This window comes from Nostoc sp. KVJ20 (assembly GCF_001712795.1).
In the GTDB taxonomy this organism is placed as follows: Bacteria; Cyanobacteriota; Cyanobacteriia; order Cyanobacteriales; family Nostocaceae; genus Nostoc.
In genome coordinates this window covers 1-13480 of sequence record NZ_KV757572.1, presented here as the reverse complement: position 1 = coordinate 13480, position 13480 = coordinate 1, and the positions used below count along the sequence as shown (strand labels likewise).

Below are 13480 nucleotides of genomic sequence, written 5' to 3'. Positions count from 1 at the left end.
GTATTGGGGTATTAAGAAAACTTTTCCCTAGTCCCTAGTCCCTAGTCCCCAGTCCCCAACAATGGGAAGAAGTGTCCTACAGGGCCTTGCCCTTCGCCAATATCTAGAGCGTAAGTGAGCGCAGTAGTTACGTACTCCTTTGCTAATTGCACCGCCTGCCACAAGTCTTTTCCCTTAGCCAGATTAGCAGCGATCGCAGCCGATAGTGTACAACCAGTACCGTGGGTATTTTTTGTCTCTACTTGCTGGCAAGTCAAAACTTCCAACTTATCGCCATCAAACCAGATATCAACGCCACGTAAATCTCCTTTCATACCTCCGCCCTTGACTAAAACAGCCTTCGTTCTTAAAGTCTTGTGAATAATTTCAGCAGCAGCTTGCATATCTTCCAAGGAGTTAATTTGTAAACCGCTTAAAATCTGAGCTTCATAGCGATTGGGCGTGATTATAACCGCCTTGGGAATCAGCGTATGGCACAGAGTCTTCACAGCATCATCATCAATCAATTGTGCTCCTGTACGTGACACCATTACTGGATCAACTACTAGATTATTGATTTGTAAAGCTTCTACCTGCTGGGCAACAGCAAAGATAATTTCCTGATTGAGCAACATTCCCGTTTTGGCAGCTTGTACGCCAATATCCTCAACTACTGCCTGAATTTGCGCTACAACAGCCTCCATTGGCATAGCATCAACCCTCCTCACTCCTAGAGTGTTTTGTGCCGTGACACAGGTTATAGCGCTAGTACCGTGGACACAGTGAAAAGCAAAGGTGCGTAAATCGGCTTGAATTCCTGCACCGCCACCGCTATCTGAACCAGCAATGGTTAAAGCAACAGGTATTCTGGAGTTTATTGCAGTATTCATATTATGAAGATTAAGTAAGTTGACACCATCAAACCAAACTATCTCAAAGATTGGCTCTCTAGGCTAAAACCCTATTCCCTCCTACCCAATCGCAACGATAAACAGTTACGGCAACCTGACTTGATAGTGCTGACTAGAGAGTGCTGAGTAAAAAATACTAGTACCGCACGGCGGAAATAAGCCACCCATTCTCAATCAACAAAACCCTTATGCTGTCTTCATTTTTAACTTTTAATTTTTAATTTTTAATTCCGCCTTGCGCTACTAGTCCCCAATCCCAATCTCTAATCCCCAGTCCTCAAATTTGTAGAGAAACTTCATCAAATCCTCGCACAAAGCACTCTCTATTCCCATATCACTCAGGAAATTAACAGGACTCACCACGACACTTCCATAGTTTTTTGTCTTTTGTTGTAAAAAAACTTACCATGTTACGAGCATTTACTGATATCAAGTGCTGTTTGTAAAGGTTACTTTTAACTAAGTTCAAAACAAGACATCAGTTACACCGCTTAAAAACAGGTTCGACTCAGTTGTTAGATTAATCCCCTTAAGTTAAGGGGTAAACCTACTAAAGTTTCAAGCAAAATTTAACTTTGACCACTGTAACTTTAAGTCCGAAGTTATTAGTCAGGGGTGTATTTTACCATGCCTATTTAGCAATCTCCTGACCTCAGACAACGGATAAAGTCCAGAGGAATTACCATGCAAAATTATGATCGCTGTATTGAATATAGCAGATGGTCAAGCTGGCTCACAAAGAGCAGCGATTACATCTGTGCTCCAGATGAAGATACGATTCAATTCGACTCCATCTAGCCTTGCTAATCAGACTATGTCTGACAACCAGCAAAACAGGCGAAGCATCTACCCGCTAATCGTCCGATCACCCTCAACAAAACCCTGACGATTGGATTGATGGTATCGATATCCCTGTTTTAACCATCAACGGTTGACAGGAGAAAAATTTTCAATTTTACAACAGCGTTTCTAGAACCAACGCGATTTCAAGTCGCGATTGGACTAACTGTGACTGTCTTGAAAATTCCAGATAGATAACCCATTCAAATAACTACTTAGCAACTGATGAAAGTGGCTGAGAATTTATTACCAATTCACCTTACAAAATATTCGGAGTAAAGATAATGGCTGGCAAAACATACTACGTTTCTGGAACAGGCAATGATAAAAATAATGGCTTGAAAGAAGATACTGCATTTCGCAGTTTGGGTAAAGCCTTCTATGAGATGAAAACAGGCGATACAGTCTACGTCATGAATGGCACTTATGAGAAAGGAGGAAATATTTTTAACATGAATGGTTCGCCAGACAACTGGACAACCGTCAAAGCCTATCCAGGACATACGCCTAAGATAAAAACAACTATAACTGGCATTAATGTATTTAGTTCATCTTACGTGCGGATTGAAGGACTTGAGCTAGAGGGCAATCGGGAAAACATCACTCTAGAATATGCCTTAAGTCAGAAGGATAACGTTAACAACCCCTTGACTTATGCTAATGGAATTTATGTATCAGCATGGAAAGATAGTCAGGGAGCGGGCGGTACTAATCCCCATCACATTGTCATTGCTGGGAATACAGTCCGTAACTTTGCAGGTGGAGGCATTGCATTTCGTGATGCCGATTACATTACTGTTGAGAAAAATGTTGTGTCTGGAAACGCTTGGTATTCGCCTTTTGGTAATCAGGGAATCACCGCACTTAACAGTTTTAACTTTGATAACAATACTACTGACTACAGGATAATTTTTCGAGACAACATTGCTTACGATAATCAAAGTCTGGTTCCTTGGGTAGTGGTAGGCAAAATCACTGAAGGGCACGGTATTATGCTTGATACCACTATGGAGACTAAAGACGGCTTACCCTATACTGGTAAAGCACTAATTGCAAATAACACAAGTTACAACAATGGAGGCGCAGGCATTGAGATTTTTAAAGCTACAAATGTCGATGTCCTCAACAACACAGTTTACCAGAATGGTCGTGTTCTTAAAGAGCATGGAGAGATTGGTGTTTCTTATTCAGAAAAAGTAGGTGTCTACAACAACATCTTGTACGCAACCAACAATCAAAAAGCGAACAGCATTAAGTTCGCCAAAAATATAACCTTTGATCGCAACCTTGTTTATAACTCGAATTTATTTCAAGCTTCAGATAATCTAAAAGCTACGGGATTGCAGAACATTTTGGGTAAAGATCCTCAATTTGTTGATGCGGCCAAAAAGAATTTTGCGCTCAAAGCTGGAAGTCCTGCGATCGATGCTGGTTCCAATGTCTTCAATGCCATAACTGGGAATATTCCTCTGGATGGGGATGGTAATGGCACTGCATTGATTGATATTGGTGCATACGAAGCTCCCCGCATCACTATTACTGCCCCGGAAATTCAAGTTCTCAATGGCACTGTTGACATTGCAGATGGCACCACTACAGCCATTAACTTTGGCGACACCACTGTTGGTAACACCCTGACCAAAACCTTTACTATCAAGAACATCGGTACAGCTGCACTCAGCCTGAGTAACCTTAAACTTCCCGACGGATTTAGTTTGGTTGGTACTCTTCCGACGAGTGTGGCTGCCAATGCTTCCACCACCATATCGGTGGCACTCAACACCGCTACACCAGGCACTTATAGTGGCAGCCTCAGTTTAAACAACAACGATAGTGACGAAAGCCCCTTTGACTTTGCGATTAGTGGTACTGTTAAACCCGCTCCTGCCCCAGAAATTCAAGTTCTCAATGGCACTGTTGACATTGCAGATGGCACCACTACAGCCATTAACTTTGGCGACACCACTGTTGGTAACACTCTCACCAAAACCTTTACTATCAAGAACACCGGTACAGCTGCACTCAGCCTGAGTAATCTTAAACTTCCTGACGGATTTAGTGTGGTTGGTACTCTTCCGACGAGTGTGGCTGCTAATGCTTCCACCAATATGGTGGTGGCACTCAACACCACTACACTAGGCACTTATAGTGGTAGCCTCAGTTTAAATAACAACGATAGTGACGAAAGCCCCTTTGACTTTGTTATTAGTGGCACTGTTAAACCTAAAATTATTAATGGTACCGCTGGCAATGACACCTTTATCACCCGATTAAACAATGGCAATGACATCATCACGGACTTTGGTGGTGTAGGTACTAACTCAAATCCTTCAGCTGCGGTGATTGCGAAAATAGACACCTTGCAATTTATTGGGGCTGGTTTGACTGCGAGAAATCTGCAATTAACTCAAAATGCAAACAATTTAGAAGTCACCTTTGAAGATGTGGCTAATACCAAAGTCACTCTGCAAAACTTTAAGTTAGAAAACCTGGAGAACTTAGTTGCATTAGCAACAAGACCCGCCATCGGTAATATCCTATTTGATGGACAGGCTAACTTTACCGACAACTATGATGTGATTAATGCCGACTCCACTCAAACTAGCGTTTTCAACAGAAACACCGTCACCTTCCTCAATGATTTGAACAATAACATCGTCGGTTTTGACAACTCTAACGATGTGATTAATGGTCAAGGAGGTAATGACATCATCGACGGGAAAAGTGGTGATGACCTGCTGCGAGGCGGTACTGGGAATGATCTTCTCATTGGTGGACAAGGCAATGATACTCTTGTCGGTGGTCTAGGTGCTGATTCTTTCGTTTACAACACCAATGCTGCCTTTACTAGCGCTACTGTGGGTATTGATACTATCACTGACTTCAACCGCTCTCAAGGTGACAAGATTGTTCTGGATAAGACCACCTTTAATGCCATTACCTCTGTTGTGGGAACGGGTTTTAGTAAGACTAGTGATTTTCAAGTCACCAGTCTAGGGGCGGTTAGTAATGCTGTGATTGTCTACGATCCTCTGACTGGAAATTTACTATACAATCAAAATGGTAGCGCTGCTGGTTTAGGCAGTGGTGGTCAATTTGCAAAACTTAGTGGTGCGCCTACTCTGACTGCTTCCGATTTCATCATTCAAGCATAGTTGGGCCCGGTCAACTGAGTGGAAGTGTAATCCAAATATGAACCCACTTTCAAGATAGTTTTCAATTCAATAGACTGCACCTATAGGGGCACAATATATTGTGCCCCTACAATTTGGATAATACTAAATGAGTCGCATTTGAGTAGTGCGATCGCTAAAAATCTGATTAAAGATGGTACTTTTGAGTAGCAAATAAGTAACAAACGCACTGAATTTCATAGAAGTGTCGTTTTTACGTGGCTTGCTTCTTTACAAAGAGAAGCATATACTTGCATCCTCTCATAATCAAAAATCTAAAATTGAATGAGCCGTTTTTTCATTGCCCTCCTACCATCCCAGGACATTCAAGACTACGTCAACCAGATTAAGCAGGACTTTGCCGATCGCTATTCTAGTAGTGGAGCGCTAAAATCTCCGCCTCATATTACTCTGCAACCGCCCTTTGAATGGGCAGATGCTAATTTACCACTACTAGAAGCATCCTTGAAGGAGTTTGCTCGTGGACAACAGCCACTAGCAATTACACTCAGGGGGTTTGATGCCTTTGTGCCTCGTGTCGTATACATTAATGTAGTCAGAAGTCAAGACCTTTTGACTTTGCAAGCTAATTTAATGGCTTATACAGAAAGCAACTTGGGAATTGTTGACCAGGTTTCTAAAACGCGCCCTTTTACGCCCCATATAACGGTTGCGTTTCGGGATTTAACAAAGCAGAACTTTAAAGCTGCTTGGCCAGAATTTGAAAAGCGTCAATTGCATTTTGAGTTTACTGCCGACAAATTAACACTGTTGCTTCACGACGGTAAGCGCTGGAATATTAAATCGGAGTTTGCTTTTTTGACTTGATGATAATTTAGGGTTTAACTCTCAGTGAGTTTCATCCGTAACAGGAAGGATTATTGTAAACTCTGTTCCTTGTCCTAGAACAGAATCCACCTTGAGCCTTCCCCCATGTCGCTCTACGACAATTTGTTGAGCGATCGCTAATCCTAACCCTGTTCCTTTACCCACGGATTTAGTGGTGAACAGGTAATCAAATACCCGTTGCTTCACTTCTTCAGTCATGCCGATACCATTGTCGGCAATCCGAATCGCAACTTGTTCTCCATCTTCAGAGAGACGAGTTTGAATTAAAATCTGATGGGGGGTTGCTTGAATATTTGCTAAATGGCGCTGCCGATGAGACTCTTCTAATGCATCGATCGCATTGGCTAGCAGATTCATAAATACCTGGTTTAGCTGGCCTGCAAAGCATTCCACTTGAGGTAAATTGCCATAGTCCCTCACCACCTCAATTCCGGGGTAATGTTCATGAGGTTTTAGGCGATGTTTGAGAATTAAGATGGTGCTGTCTATGCCATCATGTAAGTTGAAAGGAACTTTGTAATCCTTATCAGACCTGGAGAAGGTGCGGAGGCTAGTACTAATCTCATGGATGCGATTGACTCCTAGTTGCATCGAGTCGATTAATTTCGGCAAGTCTTCCCGTATATACTCCAAATCAATTGCCTCGATTTCGTCTTCCAAATCCTGTCCTGGATTGGGTAACTTTTCTTGATATAAGTTAATTAGCCCAAATAAGTCTTGCACATAATCTTGGGCGGGTTTCAGGTTCCCAGCAATAAAGCCAACGGGATTATTAATTTCATGGGCAACTCCGGCAACGAGGTTCCCCAGTGCTGACATCTTTTCATTTTGAACTAGCTGAAGTTGGGTTTCTTGGAGATGCTGGAGTGTCTGTTCTAGTTGGGTTGCCTGTTGGCGAGTTTTGATTAGTAAATCTGTCTGTTGGAGTGCAACCCCCATTTGGGCGGCAATTTGTTGGGCAAATTGAATCTCGGAAGTTTGCCAGTGACGAGGTTGATCGCATTGGTGAATACAAAGCAGTCCCCAAAGTTCGTTGTCTTGCATAATTGGCACAACCAGCAAGGCTCTGATACTGAATTGCTCTAAAATTACCCGATGGCACTCTAGTACTTCATCTGCTTCGATGTCTGCCATTGCACAGAAACGTCCCTGTTTATATAAAGTTGCGTAGTTTTCGCCGAAGCAATGATCTTGAATTTTGATCGCCAAGGCAGAAGGAAATGCAGGTAGTACATCTTCGGCAATAAATTCGCCGTATTCGTACCCCGATTCAAAATGAAACTGATAGATTCCCACCCGATCGGCGTTCAGAATGGGACGAATATTCTGGGTTACAGCACAAAATATTGCATCCATGTCTAAAGATTCTCGCATCTGGGTGACAACATTAAACAAAGTCTTCTGTTGGGCGAGCGATCGCTCCACTTGTTGAGCATAAGTCTGCGCCTTCTGATAAAGGCGGGCATTTTCCAGAGCGATCGCAGCTTGAGTACAGAGCAGATTCAGGATTTCGACGCGATCGCTTGTAAATACCCCAGTGGTTAGTCTATTCTCCAAATACAAAATTCCCAACAGTTTGCCTTGATGAATAATCGGTGTACACAACAAACTTTTGGGTTGTTCACGAATGATGTAAGCATCACCCATTAATAAAGGATGGGTAGTTGCATTGATAATAGTCGAGGGTTGCCAGGTGCGTTTAACATTATTAATTAGTGAAATCGGTAGATCCTGTGAGTCTTCTAGAGGCAGCGATTGCATTACTGTTGATGATTGGCCAACTGTAGTAATTGCCTCAATCAGCAACCTTTGCTTTTCGAGTAATAGCAATACACATTTATCTGCTCCAGCATTTTCAATTACTACATTCAGCAATGTCGAAAGCAGTTTTTCTAGCTGAATTTCACTAGAGAGTGTGTGGGAAGCTTTGAGGAGTGTTGCTAAATCCAGTGCAACTGACACACCACTACTAGCAGATGTCGTGGAGTTGACATAATTTAAGTTGAAAGTGCCATTATCATCTGGGCTAATTGTGACATCAGCCATCATCTGTATTTTCTCTTGTTGCAGAATGGGAGCTAAAAGATGCGGATAGTCTCGTTCTAAATCCTCAACCTTGGCTTTTGCTCCCCAACGAGAGTATGCATAGTAGGCATTGAGTAAATAATCCTGAGCAATTCGCTCTTTGCCCCATCCCAAGTAAAATCGGGCTGCAAGTTCGTTGGCTAGAGCTTCTTCATTGAGGTATTGATTTTCCTGAGCTAAAGCAATGGCAAAATCATAATATTCAACCGCTTCAACTTTATTGCCCAAAACGCGATGACATTCCGCTTCCACTAAATAATACTTGTGCAGGTGATTTGCTGGAATATGGTCAGCCCATTTTTTGATCTTTTCCTGGTTGGCAATTACCTGTTGCTGAATGGATTGTTGTTCTGCTGGAGAAACTTCAGCATAGATAGCCAAATGTGCCAGAGAGTGGTATGTGTGGAAAACTGGAACTAGGAATAATCCTGTAGCACCACCCAAGTAATTTTTGATTGCGATCGCAGCTTCAACTGCTAGCTCAAACTTACCAAATGTATAGCAGAGGATTAGTTTGCTGACGTAGAAATAGCACAGTGCTGTTTGATCGCCTGAGCGCTGGAGAATTGGCAACATTTTCTCTTGATCAAAAGCATTACCAATCAGTTCCCATGCTTTTGGAGCATCGCCAATTAAATTCAAAATCCCTTGCTGAAAAATAGTTAAATGGCTGAGAAGACCTTCCTGTTTAAGATGAGTGAGTTGATCACGGAAGGCAACACTCTCTCGGCTGAGATCATTCAGTTCTTTGCCAACAAACCAAGAGTGCATGACGTAAACGAATGCACAAATGGTAGCCGATTCTAAATCTCCTGTTTCCAGTCCACTTTGATAGCCTTCTCTGAGAAATGCTAAGGTGTTTTGGAGTGGCTGCTTCCAATGCCACACACTACACTGAACTCCGACATAGGTTCTGGCTTTCATTTCTTTGGCATTCAACCGTTCGAGCAACAAGTACGCCAGTTGTGCAAACTGATAGCCACACTCAATATCTCCAATTACCCCACATAGCATTAGTCCGTAGTAGGCATAGCCATTTGCTGAGTATGAGATATTGCCATATTGAACCGATAAATTCACCTGCTCAAGAATAATAAATGGTAAAAGAGATGGCGCGACAACATAAGCAGAAGAAGAGACATTTGCAAGAATCCGGATGGCGGCTATCTTGTCCGGCTCCGTCATCTGGGGTAAAGTAATTAAATCTAACGGCTGCCTACCAGCCAAGATTGAGTTAGTCGCCGCACACGCTTGGGCAATATCCGATTCACTCGGTTGCTGAGGAAAACTGACTCCGAGACACTCCAAAATCTCCAGGGCAATTTGCACTGCCGCTAGAAATTGATGTTGGGCTTGAGCTGCTTGAATTCTGATTTCATAGACTTTGACTGTATCTAACAGAGTGCTGGCATTTTCTAAAATAACTGCCGCAAATTGTGGCATCTGTTCTAGATTGCCACTCAAATAAGCAGTTTCGGCAGCAGTTTCATAAAGAGCCAGAGTTAGCTGATATTGTGTTTGCCACCGTTCCTGTGTCAGTAAAGCAATGCCGGTGGTGACATACTCAAATGCTGCTGTATATGCAGTTGCGGCTCTTGCTTTCTTTCCAGCTTGCAGATTTAGTTGAGCAAGTTCAGTCTGCTGCGATCGCTCACTAATCAGATTTTTGCCAATATTAAATTGGTTGACAATTTCAAAAAGCTTTTCGTCTTGCTGTGCCAAAGTTGTATTCTTCAGCAGTAGTTGCCCAATTTTTAGGTGAGTTGCTTGTTTTTGCTCCTCTGGGATGAGAGAATAGGCGGCTTGTTGGACGCGATCGTGCAAAAATTTGTAATTGGGTAATTGGCATGATTCACCTGATCTAGGCGATGTCTGGCGACAAGACGCTCCGGGACTGGGTATAAATTCCTCAAAATTTGGTGCAGGATTTAGACCCGCAATCAAATTCTCCCAGTCCCCAGTCCCTAATCCCCAATCCCCAGTCCCCGACTTCTGGAAAAACTTATAAATTTCACTGGTTGGTAAAATCAATCCCTCTTGCAGCCCTCTCCACAAGTCTACGGCGGTTTCATCTGGGGATTTTTCATAGACAATGGCCAAAGTTGCCAGGTCAAAAGAGTTACCAATACAAGCAGCTAGTTTTAAAACACATTGGGTAGAAGTAGGCAACTTCTGGATTTGATGCGCCATAAACTCGACAACATCATTGGTGAGCGTCAATTCTTGAATTTGAGCAATATCCCCTTGCCAATAGCCCTTCTCAATATCAAAGGTAATCCATCCTTCTTCATACAATGCCTTGAGTAACTGGGTGACGAAAAAGGGATTGCCCGTAGTTTTCCGATATACCAATTCCGTCAAGGGTGCTGCTAGTGTTGGGGGACAACTAAGGGTATCGGCAATCAAATGATTGAGGTCGGATGGCTTGAGGGGAGTTAGGTTGATAGTATTAATTACCGCTCCAGTTTTGCCAATATCGTTCAATACCATCATTAGGGGATGAGCAGGGGAGACTTCATTATCTCGGTAAGCACCAATGAGCAACAGATAGCCCGTTTCTGCCTCACTCATCAGTAGTTGCATTAAAGCCAGTGATGCCGAATCCGCCCATTGCAAATCATCCAGAAAAATCACCAAGGGATGCTCTGGGGTTGTGAGTACCTGAATAAACTTTTGGAACAGCAGATTGAAGCGATTTTGAGCTGCACTCCCTGAGAGTTCAGGTGTAGGAGGTTGCTTACCAATAATCCGTTCGAGTTCGGGAATGACTTCAATAATCACCTGCCCGTTTTCACCCAAAGCAGAGAGAATTTTCGTCTGCCATTGTTCTAGTTGGGTATCTGTTTCGGTAAGTAGTTGCGCCATCAAGTCCCGTAATGCTAGGACAAAGGCTGAAAAAGGAATATTCCGCCCAAACTGGTCGAATTTACCTTTGATAAAGTAACCTCTCTGCCGGACAATCGGCTTATGGACTTCATTAACGATCGCTGTTTTGCCGATACCAGAAAAACCCACTACTAACATGATTTCTCTAGTACCACTACTAATGCGGTCAAAGGCTTGCAGTAGTGTAGCTACTTCGGTTTCACGACCATAAAGTTTTTCTGGAATGAGGAAGCGATCGCACACATCCCGTTGGGCAATTGGGAAACTTTCAATTCTACCCGTTTCCTTGAGTTGAGCCAAACAAATTTCTAAATCATATTTCAGCCCTAATGCACTCTGATAGCGGTCTTCAGCATTTTTCGCCATCAATTTCATCACAATATCTGAAATCATCTGCGGAATTTCTTTTTCCCTCCTGCCTCCTGCCCCCTGCCTCCTGCCTCCTAATTTTTCTGGTTGTTTAGCAATGTGACAATGAATCAGTTCCATCGGATCATTGGATTGGAAGGGCAATTGACCCGTGAGTAATTCAAAAAAAGTCACCCCCAAGGAATAAAAATCACTGCGATAGTCGATACCCCGATTCATTCGTCCTGTTTGTTCAGGAGAAAGATAAGCAAGAGTACCCTCCAAGACCTGAAGATTTTTAATTTCCTGGGTTTCTTTGGGCAGCAGAGAAGCGATGCTGAAGTCAATCAGCTTAACTTGTTTTGTCTCTGGATGAATGACGATATTGGCCGGCTTGATATCTTTGTGGATTACCCGGTGCTGATAGAGTCCGTTGAGAATGTCAGCTAGATGAATAGCGATCGTTAGAAATTCACTTAATTTTAGTGGCTGTATCTTAGTATATTGCCCAAGTGAAATGCCTCCAAAATCTGGCATCACTAGTACATAGCTATTGCGATAGGTTTCTAGACTGTAGGGTTGAACAACACCAGGTAAGTCAAGATTTTTGGTGATTGTATACTGATTGCGGAACTGCAATAGTTCACTAAAGGATGGGTAATCACGTTTCAGGTATTTGATGATCACAGGTTGCAAGTCTATATCTCGAATACCCCGATAGACAATAGTCTTAGAACTGAAGTAAAGTTGCTCAACAACTTGATATCCTTCGATTACAACTGTCCAATCTAGTTCTATTGTCATATATGCTGACCTCATTCCAATAGTCTATTCTCAATGGCTATAATAATTAAGTATTCCCAATACTCAGTTTTTTGTAACATCATAATTTATTTCTCTGGGCAATTTTTTTAGGATGATTTTTTGATTAAAATTAGTTATCTATTATATTTTTTTAGTAATAGAGCTATTAAAATAAATAAGTAAAAATAACTATGTGGATATATTGTGATAAATTAATCAGTTTCTTAATTAAAATTAACTCATCTCGCAGCTACGAAAACATCACTTGTCTGACAAAATGCTCCCGCGATCGCTAATTTTTTGTAATTACCGTGAGAAAATCGAAGTCAGTGGTGATTGTTACTAATGACCAATGACTAATGACTATAGGACTCATATTTGATTTCTGAAAAAACTCAGTACAACCAAGAAGCCTTCTTTCCTGTTGCCTATTGCCTATTGCCTATTCCCTGCCTACGCAAATCAGTTCAGAAATCAAAGCGGATTCCTATATCATCAATGGTAAAGAAAGTGCGATCGCGATCGCACTTTCTTTAATTCCCGGTGTGTACTAGCCTACGCCGAACGTCTCAAAGAGTTGCAGTTTGTCATCACACATTGCTTAACTTTTACAACGCCTTGCAAACAAGAAATGTTAGACTTAGTTATTTCTACTTACTTAATTTTTGTAAAACAAGATACATTAAATAGTAGTTTAGTAGCAAAGGAACCAAAAAGCATGGCCGTTAGTAGCCCTGAAGTCATCCGTCATATATTGATTGGACTGGGATATTTAGCTCCTGAAATTGATCCTAAGCCGGATCTGACTAAATTTGCTCCCTGGAAGCGGAATAACAACTCCTTGACAGATGATCCTACCGAAGAGGCGATTAAAAAGTTTCAGAAACAGTACTCACAAAAACTTGTGGTTAATGGTAACGCTGATTCGGAAACTCGAACTGTCATGGAAGATACAGTCAAAGGGCTTCAGAATAGATTGAAGTTTCACGGTTTTGCAACCAATGCCGAAATTCCTCCAGACAGGCCTTTTTATGGACCAGCTACTTATACAGCAGTCAGAAAATTTCAGAAATCTCAGGGTTTAACTGAAAATGGCATTGCTACTATTGAACAGCGTCAAATTCTACAGCAGCCTACTCTAACAAATAAGCCGCAGCAGCCACAGCCCCAATTCAGGCTGATAGATTTGTTGGTTCAATTCAAAAAGAATCCTCAAAATACTTCTTACATTGCAGCCCTAAATAACTTACAACAAAATCTACCCAAGGACGTTTTACACAAAGTTACTAACAAATGGAGAGGAACAAATGATCAAAATCCTGAGATTGTGAAGCTGACGAATCTGTTCACTTATTATGATGACAACAATCAAAATCATCGTGATGCACTAAATCACTTACAAAGTCAGATTACCCCAGCCATCTCTCAAGCATTTTTAAGTCTCTGGAATAAGAAGTAAACAAATAGGATTTCAGAGGGAGTAGGGGAGAGGGAGTAGCTTTCAAGGGTAGGGGTTTAAAAATCAGGCAGTAGAGAGAGTGATTTGAGACACATGAAGTTGTGGAGGGGAAGTGGGCCAAGGCTCAGGAAAAAAACTACCTTGAG

6 protein-coding genes are annotated in these 13480 nt (G+C 42.0%); 4 read left to right on the top strand and 2 right to left on the bottom strand.

What is annotated here, in order from left to right; all coding sequences use genetic code 11:
- Nucleotides 1-41: 41 nt before the first annotated feature.
- Nucleotides 42-869, bottom strand: a complete 828-nt coding sequence (gene thiD, locus A4S05_RS06230) for a bifunctional hydroxymethylpyrimidine kinase/phosphomethylpyrimidine kinase (protein ID WP_069068964.1) — start codon at nt 867-869, stop codon at nt 42-44.
- A 1145-nt stretch (nt 870-2014) separates the two neighbouring features.
- On the opposite strand from thiD, the gene A4S05_RS06225 reads away from it, so the two are divergent.
- Both A4S05_RS06225 and A4S05_RS06220 read left to right on the top strand, forming a co-directional pair.
- Entirely contained in the window at nt 2015-4885 is a 2871-nt protein-coding gene (locus A4S05_RS06225) for a choice-of-anchor D domain-containing protein (RefSeq protein WP_069068963.1), read from the top strand.
- 303 nt (nt 4886-5188) lie between these two features.
- Complete coding sequence (locus A4S05_RS06220) at nt 5189-5731, top strand: 2'-5' RNA ligase family protein (RefSeq protein ID WP_069068962.1); 543 nt, start codon at nt 5189-5191, stop codon at nt 5729-5731.
- A 21-nt stretch (nt 5732-5752) separates the two neighbouring features.
- Here the strand turns inward: A4S05_RS06220 and A4S05_RS06215 are convergent, their stop codons facing one another.
- Nucleotides 5753-11875: an AAA family ATPase gene (locus A4S05_RS06215; RefSeq protein ID WP_069068961.1), complete on the bottom strand. Its 6123-nt coding sequence runs from the start codon at nt 11873-11875 to the stop codon at nt 5753-5755.
- Between the two features lie 431 nt (nt 11876-12306).
- Here A4S05_RS06215 and A4S05_RS43010 point away from each other — a divergent pair, with 431 nt between their 5' ends.
- Both A4S05_RS43010 and A4S05_RS06210 read left to right on the top strand, forming a co-directional pair.
- Nucleotides 12307-12429 (top strand): hypothetical protein, encoded by a 123-nt coding sequence (locus tag A4S05_RS43010; protein ID WP_256090842.1) that lies wholly within the window; start codon nt 12307-12309, stop codon nt 12427-12429.
- A gap of 77 nt (nt 12430-12506) precedes the next feature.
- Nucleotides 12507-13334: a peptidoglycan-binding domain-containing protein gene (locus A4S05_RS06210; protein ID WP_069068960.1), complete on the top strand. Its 828-nt coding sequence runs from the start codon at nt 12507-12509 to the stop codon at nt 13332-13334.
- Nucleotides 13335-13480 lie beyond the last annotated feature (146 nt).

What these genes read in the sequence shown, in the direction of transcription:
- A4S05_RS06215 (WP_069068961.1), bottom strand. Translation starts at nt 11,875, where the DNA reads ATGACAATAGAACTAGATTGGACAGTTGTAATCGAAGGATATCAAGTT.
- A4S05_RS06225 (WP_069068963.1), top strand. Translation starts at nt 2,015, where the DNA reads ATGGCTGGCAAAACATACTACGTTTCTGGAACAGGCAATGATAAAAAT.
- A4S05_RS06220 (WP_069068962.1), top strand. Translation starts at nt 5,189, where the DNA reads ATGAGCCGTTTTTTCATTGCCCTCCTACCATCCCAGGACATTCAAGAC.
- thiD (WP_069068964.1), bottom strand. Translation starts at nt 869, where the DNA reads ATGAATACTGCAATAAACTCCAGAATACCTGTTGCTTTAACCATTGCT.
- A4S05_RS06210 (WP_069068960.1), top strand. Translation starts at nt 12,507, where the DNA reads ATGTTAGACTTAGTTATTTCTACTTACTTAATTTTTGTAAAACAAGAT.